This window comes from Streptomyces sp. NPDC058985 (genome assembly GCF_042740985.1).
GTDB lineage: Bacteria > Actinomycetota > Actinomycetes > Streptomycetales > Streptomycetaceae > Streptomyces.
In genome coordinates, this window is the sequence record NZ_JBHYJX010000074.1 from 1 (window position 1) to 15,399 (window position 15,399).

15 protein-coding genes and 3 pseudogenes are annotated in these 15,399 nt (G+C 71.2%); 9 read left to right on the forward strand and 9 right to left on the reverse strand.

Features of this window, described 5'->3' with window-relative positions; translation table 11 throughout:
* Together ACFW01_RS36685 and ACFW01_RS36690 are read right to left on the reverse strand one after the other, a co-directional pair.
* A partial coding sequence (locus ACFW01_RS36685; RefSeq protein WP_384510959.1) for a glycerophosphodiester phosphodiesterase family protein occupies nt 1-289 on the reverse strand: 289 nt, incomplete at its 3' end.
* A gap of 169 nt (nt 290-458) precedes the next feature.
* Nucleotides 459-662: a hypothetical protein gene (locus tag ACFW01_RS36690; RefSeq protein ID WP_234958645.1), complete on the reverse strand. Its 204-nt coding sequence runs from the start codon at nt 660-662 to the stop codon at nt 459-461.
* A gap of 164 nt (nt 663-826) precedes the next feature.
* On the opposite strand from ACFW01_RS36690, the gene ACFW01_RS36695 reads away from it, so the two are divergent.
* Entirely contained in the window at nt 827-1,276 is a 450-nt protein-coding gene (locus tag ACFW01_RS36695) for a nuclear transport factor 2 family protein (protein ID WP_234958646.1), read from the forward strand.
* Nucleotides 1,277-1,362: 86 nt separating this feature from the next.
* Here ACFW01_RS36695 and ACFW01_RS36700 read toward each other — a convergent pair.
* Nucleotides 1,363-1,669: pseudogene (locus tag ACFW01_RS36700) on the reverse strand (SAM-dependent methyltransferase); the annotation flags it as partial.
* Nucleotides 1,670-1,846: 177 nt separating this feature from the next.
* Here ACFW01_RS36700 and ACFW01_RS36705 point away from each other — a divergent pair.
* Nucleotides 1,847-2,649: pseudogene (locus ACFW01_RS36705) on the forward strand (inositol monophosphatase family protein).
* Between the two features lie 19 nt (nt 2,650-2,668).
* On the opposite strand, the gene ACFW01_RS36710 reads toward ACFW01_RS36705, so the two are convergent.
* Entirely contained in the window at nt 2,669-3,682 is a 1,014-nt protein-coding gene (locus ACFW01_RS36710) for a LacI family DNA-binding transcriptional regulator (RefSeq protein WP_234958647.1), read from the reverse strand.
* Between the two features lie 257 nt (nt 3,683-3,939).
* Between ACFW01_RS36710 and ACFW01_RS36715 the strand changes: the two genes are divergently transcribed.
* The 4 genes from ACFW01_RS36715 (at nt 3,940) to ACFW01_RS36730 (ending at nt 8,703) form a co-directional block, all read left to right on the forward strand.
* On the forward strand, nt 3,940-5,250 hold the full coding sequence (locus tag ACFW01_RS36715) for an ABC transporter substrate-binding protein (protein ID WP_234958648.1): 1,311 nt from the start codon (nt 3,940-3,942) through the stop codon (nt 5,248-5,250).
* An 80-nt stretch (nt 5,251-5,330) separates the two neighbouring features.
* Nucleotides 5,331-6,281, forward strand: coding sequence for a carbohydrate ABC transporter permease (locus tag ACFW01_RS36720; RefSeq protein ID WP_384510985.1), 951 nt, complete (start codon nt 5,331-5,333; stop codon nt 6,279-6,281).
* Between the two features lie 12 nt (nt 6,282-6,293).
* Nucleotides 6,294-7,223 (forward strand): carbohydrate ABC transporter permease, encoded by a 930-nt coding sequence (locus ACFW01_RS36725; RefSeq protein WP_234958650.1) that lies wholly within the window; start codon nt 6,294-6,296, stop codon nt 7,221-7,223.
* A gap of 40 nt (nt 7,224-7,263) precedes the next feature.
* A complete protein-coding gene (locus tag ACFW01_RS36730) occupies nt 7,264-8,703 on the forward strand; it encodes a GH1 family beta-glucosidase (RefSeq protein ID WP_234958651.1) in 1,440 nt (479 codons plus the stop codon).
* A gap of 65 nt (nt 8,704-8,768) precedes the next feature.
* Here the strand turns inward: ACFW01_RS36730 and ACFW01_RS36735 are convergent, their stop codons facing one another.
* The gene (locus tag ACFW01_RS36735) at nt 8,769-9,965 is read right to left on the reverse strand and encodes a glycoside hydrolase family 64 protein (RefSeq protein ID WP_234958652.1); all 1,197 of its coding nucleotides are present in this window, start codon (nt 9,963-9,965) and stop codon (nt 8,769-8,771) included.
* 524 nt (nt 9,966-10,489) lie between these two features.
* Nucleotides 10,490-11,293, reverse strand: coding sequence for an aminoglycoside phosphotransferase family protein (locus ACFW01_RS36740; RefSeq protein WP_234958653.1), 804 nt, complete (start codon nt 11,291-11,293; stop codon nt 10,490-10,492).
* Nucleotides 11,294-11,538: 245 nt separating this feature from the next.
* Between ACFW01_RS36740 and ACFW01_RS36745 the strand changes: the two are divergent.
* The 3 genes and pseudogenes from ACFW01_RS36745 to ACFW01_RS36755 form a co-directional block, all read left to right on the forward strand.
* Nucleotides 11,539-11,706: pseudogene (locus tag ACFW01_RS36745) on the forward strand (transposase); the annotation flags it as partial.
* 370 nt (nt 11,707-12,076) lie between these two features.
* Nucleotides 12,077-12,685, forward strand: a complete 609-nt coding sequence (locus ACFW01_RS36750; protein WP_234958654.1) for a TetR/AcrR family transcriptional regulator — start codon at nt 12,077-12,079, stop codon at nt 12,683-12,685.
* A gap of 111 nt (nt 12,686-12,796) precedes the next feature.
* Nucleotides 12,797-12,976, forward strand: a complete 180-nt coding sequence (locus ACFW01_RS36755; protein ID WP_234958655.1) for a hypothetical protein — start codon at nt 12,797-12,799, stop codon at nt 12,974-12,976.
* Here ACFW01_RS36755 and ACFW01_RS36760 read toward each other — a convergent pair.
* Genes ACFW01_RS36760 through ACFW01_RS36770 form a run of 3 tightly spaced genes read right to left on the reverse strand, consistent with a single transcriptional unit; the run spans nt 12,895 to nt 15,391 of the window.
* Complete coding sequence (locus tag ACFW01_RS36760; protein ID WP_234958656.1) at nt 12,895-13,491, reverse strand: NUDIX domain-containing protein; 597 nt, start codon at nt 13,489-13,491, stop codon at nt 12,895-12,897. The two genes, ACFW01_RS36755 and ACFW01_RS36760, sit on opposite strands and share 82 nt — an antisense overlap.
* Nucleotides 13,488-14,558: a serine hydrolase domain-containing protein gene (locus ACFW01_RS36765; protein ID WP_234958657.1), complete on the reverse strand. Its 1,071-nt coding sequence runs from the start codon at nt 14,556-14,558 to the stop codon at nt 13,488-13,490. Before ACFW01_RS36765 ends, ACFW01_RS36760 begins: the two co-directional genes overlap by 4 nt.
* Nucleotides 14,555-15,391, reverse strand: coding sequence for an IclR family transcriptional regulator (locus ACFW01_RS36770; protein WP_384510970.1), 837 nt, complete (start codon nt 15,389-15,391; stop codon nt 14,555-14,557). Before ACFW01_RS36770 ends, ACFW01_RS36765 begins: the two co-directional genes overlap by 4 nt.
* Nucleotides 15,392-15,399: the final 8 nt, after the last annotated feature.

Consider the following 15,399-nt stretch of genomic DNA (forward strand, 5'->3'; position numbering starts at 1 on the left):
GGTAGAGGTCTTCGATGTTGGTGGTGCGTTCCATGGTGCAGTCGTGGAAGTTGACGAGTCTGCCGTCCTTGGTCTGCTGGACGTCGATCTCGACGTAGTCGGCGCGTTGGGTGACGGCGAGGTCGATGGCGGCGGCGGTGTTCTCGGGTGCCATGCCGGAGGAGCCGCGGTGGGCGATGACGTCGGGGTCGCCGGGCGCGGCGTGCGCGGTGGTCGTCGTCAGGGCCAGAGCCAGACCGCTCAGCACGGCCACGACGGCACCGGCGTGCCTCTTGCTCGCATGCTTCACTGCAACCTCCCGCGTTGGATGACTCCCTGGAGGCTGGCGGAGCACGGTTACGGGAACCCTGCCGACGTCTGGCGGCGCCGGGATCGGCCGGTGGAGCGAGACGCCGAACCGCTCATCACGGCGGAAGGGGGGCGAACGCGCGCATTCGCCCCCCTTCCGGCCGGCGACGTCACCCGCCGAGGATGCCCGCGGGCAGCAGCGACTTCGGGGAGGCGGCCGGGTGCCCCACCTCCAGCGTTCCGAGGAGACCGCTCAGGAGCGGAGCACCGGGCACCCCGGTGGACGGGTCCGGCGCGGGGGCGGCCAGGGCGGCGGGGGCCGACACCAGGACAGTGGCGGCCAGGACGGAGACACAGACGAGTTTCTTGATCATGTCCGCCCCAACGAACGGCGGCCCAGGGGGAAACGCTCGCCGTAGGCCGACTGGCCCAGTGCCGTTACCCGAGAGGTAATCGACCGCCCCCCGTTCCGCCCGGCAGGATCGGACACGTCGGCGGGAACCCCGCCGGACCGGATCACCGCCGCGAGGAGAACACGATGTCCGTCGAGCACACCGCAGCCACCGGGGCGCAGGTCACCGAGGCCACCCGGAGCGTCGTGAGCGAGTTTCTGGCCGCGCGCGTGGCGGGGGACACCGGACGGCTGATCGAGCTGTTCGCCGACGAGGTCGACTGGCAGCTCGCCGAGAACCCCGCCGTCCCCTGGATCCGGCCCCGCTCCACGGGTGCGGAATGCGCGGCGCAGTTCTCCGAGCTGATGGAGCACACCGTTCCCGAGGACGCGCGGGCCTCGGTCGACACCTTCCTCGTCGACGGCACGGACGCCGTGCTGATGGGCCACCTGTCGGGGACCGTACGCGCGACGGGACGGAGCTTCGAGGGCCCCTTCGCCCTGCGCCTGACCGTCGAGGACGGCCGGATCACCCGGCACCACCTCTACGAGAACAGCCTGTCGATCGCCGAGGCGTGCACCCCGGCTGTCGGCTGAGGATCCGGGCCTCGGCGACGAACGGACGGCGGAGGCGCCTGGGGCCACAGCCGGCCGGGGTCACGTCGCGTCGCGCGGCCGGACCCGAACACCTCGGTACTTGATTGACGCTCGGAGAACCGGCCAGAGGGCGAGGCTCCTCGCAGCAGCCCGCGCAGCTCCGCCCCGAACGCGTCCAGGCGATGGCCGAACAGGTGCGGCGCGGAGAACGACATGGCGAGCACCCCGGCGACGACATCGTCCCACGTACGCACCAACGCCCCTGCCCCCGCCGGGCACCACATGACGGAACGGACCGGCGAACCCCGCCCGGGCCAGTACGGCCGCCTCACCGGAGGACGTCCCCTCGGGCAGCACCCCGCGGCCGGCCCGGCGGACCGGCCCAGCCAGGCGGGACCAGTCGGCGATCATCCCGGGGCCACCGTTCGTCGGTGTCCGATTCAGCTCGATCGCCGATGGTGGATACTCCCCACCCGGCTCGCGCCCCGCCGACGCCACCCGGCTCGCGCCCCGCCGACGCCACCCGGCGTGCGCGGCGCCGTGGCGGCCCGCGCCGATAGTCTGCGCGGCGTGATCGACTCATACGAAGAATCCGACGATGCCGCCGTCGCGACAGCGGGCGCGCAGGCCGGCGCGTACGTGGTCCGCAACCTGTACGGCCGGCGGCTCGACCGCGTCGACAAGGGCGCCGGGGACTTCGCCACCGACGCCGACGTGGAGGCCGAGAAGACGATCCTCGGCGTGATCCGCGCCCGACGGCCCGACGACGCGGTGCTCGGAGAGGAAGGCGGGCTGCGGGGCGACGCCGACGCGGTGCGCCAGTGGCTGGTGGACCCCCTGTGCGGCACGCTGAACTACGCCGCCGGCAACATGCTGGTGGCCGTCAACGTGGCCCTGCGCGACGGGGCGGCGGCGGTGGCGACCCGTTCAGCGGTGAGGTCTTCTTCACCGACGGGGAGACCGCCCGGGTACGGCGTGACGGGGCCGACGACGCACCGCTGACGCCCACCTCCGCGAGCCGGCTGGTGGACGTCAACCTGGATCCGCCGTTTCCGAGTGCGCCGGGATTCCGGGCCGTGGATCTGCTGGCCCACCCCGGGTTCGCCGGCCGCTTCCGGCCGCGCGTCGTCTCCACGACCCTGGCACTGGCCTGGGTCGCGGCAGGCAGACGCGCCGCCTACGTCACCGATGGCGGCGACCTCTCCCGGAGCGTCCACTTCGCGGCGGGCATCGCCCTGTGCCAGGCCGCCGGCTGCACCGTCACCGGGATCGACGGCGCCCCGGTCGGGGAAGCGGGCGGCCGCGGGCTCGTGGCCGCCGCTGACGCCGGTACCCACGCCCTGCTGATGTCGATGACGCGCGGCCGGGGCTAGGGCGACTCGCGCATCACGGTCAGGACGACTCCCGTACCACCAGCTCCGTCGGAAGCGTCAACTGCTGCCGTGGCGCGCCGTGCTGGGTGATGCCGGTGAGGATGCGGGCCATGGTCCGTCCCAGCTCCTCCACCGGCTGACGCACCGTCGTGAGCGGCGGGTCCGTGTGCCGGGCGAGGACGGAGTCCTCGAATCCGACCACGGCGACATCGCCGGGCACCCGCCGCCCGTGCCGGCGGAGTTCGGCCAGGGCGCCGACCGCCATGAGGTCCGAGGCCGCGAAGACGGCGTCCAGGTCGGGGGCGCGTTCAAGAAGCAAACGCATCGCGCGCGCCCCGCCCTCCTCGGTGAAGTCGCCCGCCTCCACCAGGACTTCCGCTGCGGGCGCCCCCGCCTCCAGGTGCGCGTCCCGCCAGCCCGCGAGCCGGCTGCGGCCGACGTCCATGTCCAGCGGCCCGGTGATGGTCGCGATCCGCTGCCGTCCGCCGCCCAGCAGGTGCCGTACCGCCGCGGCGGCCCCGCCGGCGTTGTCCGCGTTCACGTAGCTCAGCCGCTCGCCCGCGTCGCGGCGGCCGGCCAGGACGGTGGGCAGGCCCATCTCCTCCAGCATGCCGGGCAGCCGGTCCTCGGAGTGCACCGAGACCAGGAGGACGCCGTCGACCCGGCGGGCCGCGACCGACTCGGTCAGCTGGTCCCGCTCCGCCTGGTCGCGGACGAGCATCAGCTGCAGCTGTGTCCGGCTCTCGGCCAGGGCGCCGCTGACGCCGCGGATCAGCGCGGCGAAGAAAGGTTCCGAGCCGAGCCTGCTCTCGGACTCCGGGATCACCAGGGCCACGGCGTCGGTGCGGTTGGTGACGAGCCCGCGGGCCACCGAGTTGGGAACGTAGTTCAGTTCCTTGATCGCCGCCAGGACCCTGGCGCGGGCGTCGGCACTGACCAGCTCCGAGCCGTTGACGACGCGGGAGACGGTGGTGCGGCCCACTCCGGCGCGGGCGGCGACCGTTTTGATCGTGGGACGGCGGTTGCCGGTCATGCACTCCCCCCTCGGCGGCCGCGGCGGACGTGCCGGCCGCGGAGGTGACCTGCGGCAATTCTTGCAGACCCGGTCGCCGCCGGCGCACCCCCCGGCGGCCGGGAGGCCTCTTCCCGGCCCGGGACGAGCAGCGAGTTGCTTTCAAGTCATTGACATATGGGCGCGCTCCCACGAGTCTTCGATGCGCCGGTGGGAACGTGCCCACCCAGAAATGGGCACGTTCCCACCTTGTCTGAGCCGTCGCTAGGAGGAGATCCATGGGCACTCTCGGTTCGTTGCGCGGGAAGGCGGTGGCGGCGGCCGCGGCCGCCGGCGCGCTGGCGCTCGTCGTCGGATGCAGCAGCGGCGACGACTCCGTCACCGGTGGCGGTGAGAAGGACGGCAAGACCGTCATCACCATGGGCCTGTACGGGGTGATGGGCATCAAGGAGACGGGCCTCCTGGAGCAGTACGAGAAGGAGAACCCGGACGTCGACATCAAGGCCGAGATCGCCGGCGACGAGCAGACGTACTACACCGCCCTCCAGACCAGGCTCGCCGCCGGCAAGGGGCTGAAGGACATCCAGGGCATCGAGATCGGCCGCGCCAAGGAGATCACCGAGACCCAGGCGGACAAGTTCGCGGACTTCTCCGGCACTTCGGGTACCGATCACTTCCTGCCGTGGAAGGAGTCCCAGATCAGTACCGGGGACGGCAAGGTGCTGGGACTGGGCACGGACATCGGCCCGATGGCCGTCTGCTACCGCAAGGACTACTTCGAGCAGGCGGGCCTGCCCACCGACCGCGAGGAGGTCGCCAAGCTGTGGGAGGGCGACTGGACGAAGTACGTCGAGGTCGGCCGCGACTTCAAGAAGGGCTTCAAGGGTGACAAGGTCGCCTACATGGACGCGGCCAGCGGCCTGTTCAACGCCATGGTCTACGGCTACCCCGAGCAGTACTACGACGACAAGGGCGAGCTGATCTACGACACCAACCCCGCCGTCAAGGAGGCGTGGGGCCTGGCGGCCGACGCGGCGGAGGACGGCCTGACGGCCAAGCTCCGGCAGTTCCAGCCGGGTTGGGACCCGGGTCTGGCCAACGGCACGTTCGCCACGGCGGTCTGCCCGGCGTGGATGCTGAGCCACATCAGTGAGAAGGCCGGCGCGGCGAACAAGGGCAAGTGGGACGTCGCCAAGGCTCCCAAGGGTGCGAACTGGGGCGGGTCCTTCCTCGGCGTGATCGAGCAGAGCCCGGTGAAGGAGGAGGCGAAGAAGCTCGTCGCCTGGCTGACCGCGCCGGAGCAGCAGGCCCACATCTTCAAGGAGATCGGCAACATCCCGTCCTCGCGCACGGCACTGGAGAGCGCCGACGTGAAGAACGCCGAGTCCGAGTACTTCAGCGGGGCCCCGATCGGTCAGATCTTCGGTGCCGCCGCCCAGGAGATCCCGGACAAGCAGGTCCTCGGCCGCAAGGACGGCACGATCAAGGACACCTTCTCCCAGGGCCTCACCCTGATCGAGCAGCAGGGCACCGCCCGTGACGAGGCGTGGAAGACCACCGCGGAGCGCATCGAGAAGGCGGTCGGCTGACCGTCCGTCCCACCGCCGCCGGGCCCGCCCGTCACGCGCGGGCCCGGCGCAGGGTCACCTGCATCCGAAACCAGGAAGGAATCCCGGTGGCCACCACCTCCACCACCAAGGCCCCGGCGCGGCGCGGCGCGCTCCTGCACCGGCTGGACATCAAGGGCGCCCCGTACGTCTTCGTCGCGCCGTTCTTCGTGATCTTCGCCGCGTTCAGCTTCTACCCCCTGATCTACACCTCGTGGATCTCGCTGCACGACGTGGAACTGGCCACCCTCGACGTGATGGAGTGGGTGGCGTTCGACAACTACGTGGAGCTGTGGGGCGATTCCAGGTTCTGGAACGCGCTCCAGAACACCATCACCATCGGCGTCATCTCCACGGTGCCGCAGCTGCTCATGGCGCTCGGCATGGCCCATCTGCTCAACTACCGCATGCGCGCCTCGCTGTTCTTCCGGGTTGCCTCGCTCGTCCCCTACGCCACCTCGGTCGCGGCGGCCGCCCTCGTCTTCACCATGATCTTCGAGCGCGACTTCGGGATGATCAATTGGGCGCTTGGCTCGGTCGGCATCGACCCGGTGGACTGGGAGGCCGACAAGTGGCCCGCCCAGGTCGCGATCTCCACCATCGTGATCTGGCGCTGGACCGGCTACAACGCGCTGCTCTACCTGGCCGCCATGCAGGCCATCCCCGCCGACCGGTACGAGGCGGCCTCGCTCGACGGGGCCTCGCGCTGGCAGCAGTTCACCCACGTCACCGTGCCCGGGATCCGTTCCACCATCGTCTTCACCATCGTGCTCTCCACGATCGGCGCCACCCAACTGTTCGGTGAGCCCCTCATCTTCGGGCAGGGGCCCAACGGGGTCACCGGCGGCGCGGACAACCAGTACCAGACGCTGGGCCTGCTGCTGTACGAGGAGGGCTGGAAGAACTACCAGATGGGCCGCTCGGCGACCGTCGCCTGGGCGATGTTCCTGCTGCTCGTCCTCGTCTTCGTCGTGCAGCGTCTGATCAAGCGCCTGCGCTCCCGTACGTCCTGACCTGGAGTCGCCATGACCACACAGAGCCTCCCGGCCCGGACGGACAGCCCGGATCCGGACCGTACCCCCGCCGCCCGGGCGGGCCGACCCGGCGGGCGCCGGCTGCTGCGCCAGCGGGCGGGCCGCCAGCACCACGCCGGGCCCCTCGCCTACATTCTGCTCGCCGTCATGGCGGTGCTGTCGATCTTCCCGCTGTACTGGACGATGGTCGCCGCCTCCACCGACAACACGCGGGTCAGCCAGACGCCGCCGCCCTTCCTGCCCGGCCCGAACCTGTTCAGCAACCTCGCCCGCGCCTGGGACGAGGCGGCGATGGGCAAGGCGATGGTCAACAGCCTGATCGTGGCCGGGGTGATCGCCCTGTCCACGGTGATGTTCGCGACGCTCGCCGGGTTCGCCTTCGCCAAACTGCGGTTCAAGGGGCGCAACGCCCTGCTCATGCTGGTGATCGGCACCATGCTGGTGCCGCCGCAGCTCGGCGTCGTACCGCTGTTCATGATGATGGCCGAGCTGGGCTGGTCGCAGCAGCTGCCCGCGGTCATCTTCCCCACCCTGGTCAGCGCGGTCGGCGTCTTCTTCATGCGGCAGTACCTCTCGGAGGCGCTGCCGGACGAACTCGTCGAGGCCGGACGCGTGGACGGGGCGCACTCGCTGCGGATCTTCTGGAGCATCGTGCTGCCGGTCGCCCGGCCCGCGATGGCGGTCCTGTTCATGATCACGTTCGTGCACGCGTGGAACGACTTCTTCTGGCCGTTCGTGGTCCTCGACATGACCAATCCGACGGTGCCCGTCGCGCTCACCCAGCTCAGCGCCGGCTACGTCCGCGACCAGTCGCTGATCATGGCGGGCGCACTGCTCGGCACCCTGCCGCTGCTGGTGATGTTCATCGTCTTCGGCCGTCAGATCGTCAGCGGCATTATGGCGGGCGCGGTCAAGGGCTGACCCGTCGCCCCGCGAACACCCCCAATTCGAAAGGACTTACGTGGTCACCGCAGCACACCAGACCGGTTCCGGCCCGGACGCCGCCCGTACCTTCCCCAAGGGCTTCCTCTGGGGTTCCGCCACCGCCTCCTACCAGGTCGAGGGGGCCGCCGCGGAGGACGGCCGCACGCCGTCCATCTGGGACACCTACGCCCGCACCCCCGGCCGCGTCCGCAACGGCGACACCGGTGACGTCGCCACCGACCACTACCACCGCAGCGGCGAGGACGTCGCCCTGATGGCCGAACTCGGGCTGGGCGCCTACCGGTTCTCCCTCGCCTGGCCCCGGATCCAGCCCACCGGGCGCGGTCCGGCCGTGCAGAAGGGCCTGGACTTCTACCGGCGACTCGTCGACGACCTCCTGGAAAAGGGCATCGAGCCCGTCGCCACCCTCTACCACTGGGACCTGCCGCAGGAACTGGAGGACGCGGGCGGCTGGCCCGAGCGTGCCACCGCCGAGCGGTTCGCCGAGTACGCGGCGCTCGCCGCGGACGCCCTCGGCGACCGGGTGAAGACCTGGACCACCCTCAACGAACCCTGGTGCAGTGCCTTCCTCGGCTACGGCTCAGGCGTGCACGCCCCCGGCCGCACCGACCCCGTGGCCGCCCTGCGCGCCGCCCACCACCTCAACCTGGGGCACGGCCTGGCCGTCCAGGCGCTGCGCGACCGCGTCCGCGCCGACGCCCGGTGCTCGGTCACCCTCAACATCCACCACGTCCGCCCGCTCACCGGCACCGAGGGGGACGCCGACGCGGTCCGCCGGATCGACGCCCTCGCCAACCGGGTCTTCACCGGCCCCATGCTGCAGGGCGCCTACCCGGAGGACCTGCTCAAGGACACCGCCGAGCTGACCGACTGGTCCTTCGTCCAGGACGGCGACCTGCGGCACATCCACCAGCCGCTGGACTTCCTCGGCGTCAACTACTACACGCCCACCGTCGTCTCCGAGACCGACACCAGCGGCACCCACAGCTCCGACGGACACGGCAACAGCTCCCACAGCCCCTGGCCGGGAGCCGACCGGGTCGCCTTCCACCAGCCGCCCGGCGACCGTACCGCGATGGGCTGGGCCGTCGACCCCACCGGCCTGTACGACCTGCTGCGCCGGCTGGCCGCCGACTTCCCGGCGCTGCCGCTGGTCATCACCGAGAACGGCGCCGCGTTCGACGACTACGCCGACCCCGCCGGCCGGGTCAACGACCCCGCCCGGATCGCCTATGTGCGGGGCCACCTCGCCGCCGTCCACCAGGCCATCCTGGACGGCGCGGACGTCCGCGGCTACTTCCTGTGGTCGCTGCTGGACAACTTCGAGTGGGCACACGGCTACAGCAAGCGCTTCGGCGCCGTCTACGTCGACTACCCGACCGGCACCCGCATCCCCAAGGCGAGCGCCCGCTGGTACTCCGAGGTCGCCCGCACCGGCGTCCTGCCCGGCGCCTGACCGCGTGCCGCCCCCGCCCTGCCGCGCGAGCGGAGGACGGGGGCGGGCCGGTTTCGGGTGCCGGGTCAGTTGAGCGGGTCGAGGGTGAGCTGGGCCTGGGCCGGATTGCCGTCGTGCACCAGCGACTCGTGGTTGCCGACGTCGTCGAAGGCGAAGGCGTACGCCTTCCCGTCCGCCATCCGGTCGTGGATGATCCGGGCGTAGTGGTTGGTCACGGAGTCCTTGTAGAAGTTCGCCGCCGAGGGGTCGGGCTGGTTGGGGTTGCTCAGCAGCGTCGAACGGTTGAACCCGGCGCACAGCGTGCGCGAGATCGGTCCGCGCACCTGGTCGTTGGGGGCGTCCAGGAGCCGGTGGCAGCCGAAGACGCTGGAGGCGTCCGGCTTCTGGAAGCTCGTGACGACCGCGCCCGAGCCGTTGGTGAAGTTCATGACGTTGCCCGAGACCCGCCCGAAGTACTTGGTGTTCGGCTGGTTCCCGAACGGCGTGACGGTGAGCGTGCTCGTCGAGTACTTCTGCCAGACCCGGTTGATGTAGTCGTTCAGCACCGAAGCGGGCAGCGCCCCGGTCTCCACGCCGTACAGCGGCGCCAGCGCCCGCAGCACGGTGCCGTCGGGCCGGGTCTGGATCAGTCCGCCCCAGCCGGGCTGCGCCCGCAGCGCGTTGAACACCGCGTTGTAGCCGCCGGCCTTGAGCTTCCCGGCGCTGATCACACTCCCGTCGCCGCGCTGCACACCGACCGTGTACGGCGCGGAGAACATGTCGACCTGGGTGCTGTTGAGCCACAGCCCGGAGTCGTTGAGCGTGTACTCGGACCAGTTGAAGAGGATGTTGCGGTTGGGGTCGCTCGGGTTCTGCACCGCCGGCTGCACCAGGCCGCCCGTGGTCAGCCGGAAGTCGAGCTTCTGGCCGTACGAGAAGTAGATGCGCCCCGACAGCTTGGGAATCCGGATCGTCTTGGTCTGTCCGGCGGCCGGTCCGGGGATGGACGCGTCCGGTGCGGGGGTGGGCGGATTGCCGCCGGCGGGCCAGGCGTGGAAGGTGCCGTTGGCATCGGCCCAGCCCTGCTGACCGGTCGTCAGCGAGGTGCCGAGGTTGTAGATGTGCACGGCTTCGCCGCGGCTGGAGTTGTTGGTGATCTTCAGGGGGATGGTGGCGGGCACCGCGGCGTCCGCGGGCGGTGAGGCGCCGAACGTGAGCAGGGTGCCGGCCAGGCCCGCTGCCGTGGCCACGGCGAGCAGACGGCGTCTGAGTCTTGAGAGCACTCTCCACCTCCGTGCGGGTGTGGGGGAATTGGTCCGTACCGATTCTGAGAGCGCTCTCAGCGTTGCGCCGGGACGCGTGCATGTCAATGTGCGGTGCGGGATGCCGCGAAGTCGCGCGGCTCGGTGGGGAGGGGGTGCGGCGGGCGTCGGCCGTAGAGAACCGGTGCCCTGTGGGGATTGCGCGGCCCCGTACACGAGGGCGGCCCCCGCTGCCCTCGTGGCCATTCGGCGAGCGCCGATTCCGGGCTGCCGTCGTGTCGCGGGGGCGCGCCGTGACGGACTCCTCGCCCGTGGTGGCGCGGTGGACAGGGAGTCCGGTCACGCGACCCCGCACACCAGGAACGCCGTACCGAAGCTGCTGCCCAGGGCGTCCAGCGCCAGACCGTGTGCCGCGGACCCCGGGGCGCCCGGCGGCAGGCCGTTCACGACGATGGCCCGCGGACTCGGCGATCGTCCGCGCCGCCTCCTCCTCGCCGGCCGGCGGGTCCGCCCCGCGAGGCCGGTGGCGAAGGCCGACGGAGCGCTCAGCTTGCGGCTAGAGCCATGAGGAACCGAGTCTCTGTGTCGTCCCGCCCCGCACACATTCTGGGGACCGCATTGAGGGCGGCCAGGGCTCGGCACCAACCCATCACACGACGAGGAGACATGCCAGGGACCAGCGCCGCCAGCTCCTCGACCCTCTGTTCCAGCACGACTGGATCTGCAACTCCTTCGAACACCCAGTCCACAGCGTCGAAGTCCGGGTCGCCCCACGTCGGCCTCGGATCAATCGCCACCATGCGGTCTCCCGGACCAGACAGCACGTTGGCCGGGTGGAGATCACCATGCACGAGTCCCGCGGGCCCGTTGTCTGCAAGTTCCAGGGCTGCCGCTCGCGCCTGCCGAAGGACCTTCGAAACAGCCGGATCGTTCACGTCGCGCGCTGCCAGCCTGCGGTCGGTCAAGTCGAACACGAAGTCGACGCGGTGGGAGAGATGCCGCAGTACCGAGTACTCACCCGGCGCGGGAGCAAAGTCCCGCAGGTCCCGCAGCAGCGCCGCGACCTCGGCCACATTCCATGCACGCCGGCTCACCTGCACTCCCGGCTCCACGTCCTCCAGAAGCAGGGCCCCGGCGGTCAGATCTTGTGCCAGCAGCGTGACAACCGACGGAGTCTTCGCCCAGGCCCGAAGAGCTTCGGCTTCCTCCCGGGCAATCCCGGGATCCGGCGTGAGTTTCAGCCATACCGAGGTGCCGGTGTCCCGCTCGAAGCAGCGGAACACCCGTGAGGTGCCTCCTCCGCCCGCAGCGACAAGCTCCAGATTCCAGCGGGCAGCGAGTTCGTCCACGAGAGCAGGCAACTCATCACACCAGGCCACCACCTCAGCTCCGAACCGAACGACGAGCCGGTCCCGGACCTCTGGTGCGACGCAGACCAGCTCTCTCAACTTGTCCCCCGTGGGTGGTGGATGCAGTTCTCGCGCATCCTAAGACCACGGTCTGATCACGTCCCACAATATTTCAACCCTCACAGAGCCGTGATCTCCCTGGCTGGGAAGCACGGGCTTCCCCGGCTGACTGGGTCTGACAAAAGCTGCTGGTCGTGTCGGATGAACTGTGGTCGCTGGTCGAGCCGTTGTTGCCGAAGCCGGGTCCGGAGAAGGCCGAGGACCGGCCGCGGGTGCCGGACCGGCAGGCGCTGTGCGGGATTCTCTTCGTCCTGCACACCGGCATCCAGTGGGAGTACCTGCCCCAGGAGCTGTGGGCCGAGCCCGGTCGACCGGTGGGCTGTCGGCCCGTCGATCAGTCCGATGACTCTTCAACTTGTTGGGAACGCGATGCGCAGCATCAATCTGGCCGACCTGGGGGACAACCCGGTCGGCGTCCCCGCCGCCCGGGCCTGAGTGCGTGATCTCGAAGCCCTGCACAGATGAGTTGAGGCGGGAGGCCCGGAAAAGGGCGTCGAGGCTGCCGGCCGGCGTGCGCGGTGGGGGAGAGGGGTACGACGTGAGGCGGGCGTGATCCCGTGGAGAATGGCACTCGCGTTACAATGCGTCAAGTCAGCGTACAGGGAGTCTTGCGTGAAGTCGGTCTGTACGCCGGACATGCGCTCGCGCGATAGGATCCGGCCCATGGCGAACCTTCGTGAGGCGCAGAAGCGGATGACCCGCCGCCTGCTGCTGGAGTCGGGACTCGAACTCTTCAAGGCGAAGGGGTACGCCGCCACCACGGTCGACGACATCGCGACCGCCGCGGGCACCACGCGGGTGACCTTCTACGCGTACTTCCCGTCCCGCGGCGAACTGATGAAGGCGCTCATCGACGAGCAGCTCAACGAGGAGCTGCAGCGCGTCCGGTCGCCCGAGCACGGCTCCACCGCGCGGGACCTGGTCGCCACCGTCGCCGAGGGCACGCCGGAGGCGATCACGGCGTGGCTGCGCCGGACCGTCGACGCCTGGCCGGCCATCCGGCCGGTCATCCGTCTCGGCCGCGACGCCGCGGTGATCGAACCGGACCTCACCGACCTGGTCGAGCGGTGGATGGAGGAGGCGGTCGGCGACATCGAGGACGGCCTCACGCTGGCCGGACGCTTCGAACCGCACCAGCGTCACTTCCGCGGCGTGCTCGCCATGGCCCAGCTCGACTACGTCGCCCAGAACTGGGACCGGGCCGACTGGAAACTCACCGACGAGCAGATGCTCGACGAGCTGAGCGCCGGCTGGGTGTCCCTGCTGACCTGACCCTCCTCCCGACCGAAGGCGCCGTCGTCCACGACGGCGCCTTTCGCATGCCCGGAACCGTGGCGACCGCGCGGACCAGTCATTCGCGCCGAGCACACTCATACGCAGTCAATGACCAGCAGTTCACAACCCCTGGCCGACGAGCACAACGCGCTGCTGCCGCCGGACGCCTTCCACCTGCCGGTGGGCCGCCCCGTCACCCACAAGATCTACCGCGACGCCGCGCACCCGTCCCGGCTGGTGCTGCCGTTCACGACGCTCCGGGCGGACGGCGAGCCGGCCAGCGTGTAGTGGCGCACCCCGGCGCCGCCCCGGTCTTCCGCCTCGGGCCACAGGCAGTCCAGTACCGACGCGGACGGGGCGAAGAGAGCGGACGGGACCGCGTCCCGGGCGAACCACTCCCAGCGTTCGATCTTGTCGGGCTCGGTGACCCGGGGCGCGCCCGAGGCCCGCTCGGTGACGGCCGCCGCCGTCACCCGGGTCAGTCCGGCCAGGCCGTCGACGAACAGGGCCAGGACCCGTACGTCCTCGGCGGCAACCGTGAGTCCGGTCTCCTCCGCCAGTTCCCGGGCGGCGGCCGTCTCGAAGTCCTCGCCCGGGTCCACCCTGCCGCCGGGCAGCTCCCAGCGTCCGTCATGGCCGAGGCCGAGCAGGACCCGTCCGGTGGGATCGAGGACGGCGAGACCGACTCCGGTGAGGCTGTGGGAGGCCGGGCGCGCGCGTTCGGGGCGCTCGTCGCCGGGTGCGGGTGCGGGTGCGGGTAGGGGTGCGGGTCCGGGATCGTGCTCGGGCTCGGCAGGGTTCATCCGGCCATTCCACACGGTGGGGCCGGCCTCGCGCCATCGCGGGGCAGTCCGGCGGCCGCGTCGTGGAAGGCCCGGCGCAGGGCGACGATCCCGTCCCCGGCCCTGGTGGGGTGCACCCGGTTGGTGAGCAGCACGGCATAGCGCCCCGTGTCCGGGTCGACCCAGAGGCTGGTGCCGGTGAAGCCCGTGTGGCCGTACGAGGCGGGGCCGAACACGTCTCCGGCGGGGGAGCCGACGGGATCGCGGCCCTGCCAGGCGAGAGCGCGGCGCAGCGCCAAGTGGTCGGTGTGGGCCGCCGTCATGGCGGCGAAGGTGTCGGGGCGCAGGAGCCCCCGGCCACCGTCGGCGAGCGCGGTGCCGAGGCGTTCCATGTCCGCCAGGGTGGAGAACAGGCCCGCGTGAGCGCCGACGCCGTCGAGCACCACCGCGTTCTCGTCGTGGACCTCGCCCACGACGGTGTGCCCGCGCCAGGGGCAGTCCTCGGTGGCGACCGCCCGCGCCCAGCGCCCGGCGCCCGGCCGGAACACGGTGTCCCGCATCCCGGCCGGCGCGCACACCAGCTCTCCCACCAGCGCGTCCAGCGGCCGCCCCGTCACCGCCTCGGCGATCAGACCCAGGACGATGAAGCCCTGCGAGGAGTACTGGACCCGGGTGCCGGGCGCCGCGGTCAGCGGCAGCAGCCGTACCGCTTCCAGCAGGGACGCACGGGTCGGATGGTCGCGGTAGAGCGGTACCTGACCGGGGATCCCCGAGGTGTGCGCGAGAAGCTGACGTATCGTCACGTCGTCCTTGTCGCCCCCTCGGTAGTCGGGCAGATACGTGCCCACCGTCGCGTCGAGCCCCAGCACGCCGCGTTCGACCAGGGCCATGACCGCGAGTCCCGCGACCGGTTTCGTCACCGAGGCGAGGTCCCACAGGTCATCGCCGTCCAGCGGCGGCCCGTCCCAGGACCGGGTGCCGGTCCAGCCGCGGTCCAGCGGGCCCTCCGGGTCTCCCACGGACCAGGCGGCCCCCGAGAACACCCGCCGTTCCCGCCCCTCGGCGAGCAGGTCGGCCAGTGCGCTCACGACCGCTCACCCCGTGAGGCGTCGTCCACCACGCCGAGGACCGGAGTGCGCGCTCCGAGCCCGGCCGACACCGTGCGCGCCGCGGCCCGCACCATCGGCCCGAACACCTCCACGCTGTCGGCGTCCAGGGTGAAGGTCAGGCCCAGGATGCCGATCGCGCCCACGACCCTGCCCTCCGCGTCCAGGACGGGGGCCGCCACCGAGCGCACGTCCGGCTCGTCGTACTCGTCGTCCACGGCGTACCCGCACAGCGCCGCCCGCGCCAGCACCGCCCGGACGGCGGCGTGCTCGGTGGGCGTGCTCGGTGTGCGGGCCTCCAGGTCGCTTACGTCCAGCACGGCGTCGACCTCCTCCGCCGGCAGGGCCGAGAGCATGGCGAGCCCCACACCGCACGCGTACAGCGGAGAGCGCCGGCCGGGCGTCGTGCTCATCCGGTACTCCCGGGCCGGCTCGGACCCCTCCAGGTACACCGCGTCGGCCGCGTGCCGTACCGCGTAAAACGCGACGTGTCCGGTGCGCCGCCGCAGGTCGGCGAGGGCGGGGCGGGTGAGTTCGAGGACGCGGCTGTCGTTCAGGGCCGCCGCGGCCAGGCCCAGCAGGCGCGGGCCCGGGCGGTAGCTGCCGTTCTCCGCCGCCTCCGCGAAGCCGTACTCCGCCATCGTCCGCAGGTGCCGGTGGACGGTGGGCTTGGTCAGTCCCGTGCGACGCGCGATCTCACCCAACCGGTGCGGACCGCCGGGCTGCACGAGCGCGTCGAGGACCTCCATCGCCTTGTCGACGGGGCCCTTCACGAGTTCCTGATCGACCGACCGGGTGTTGACCGCTTTCACCATGTCGCTTA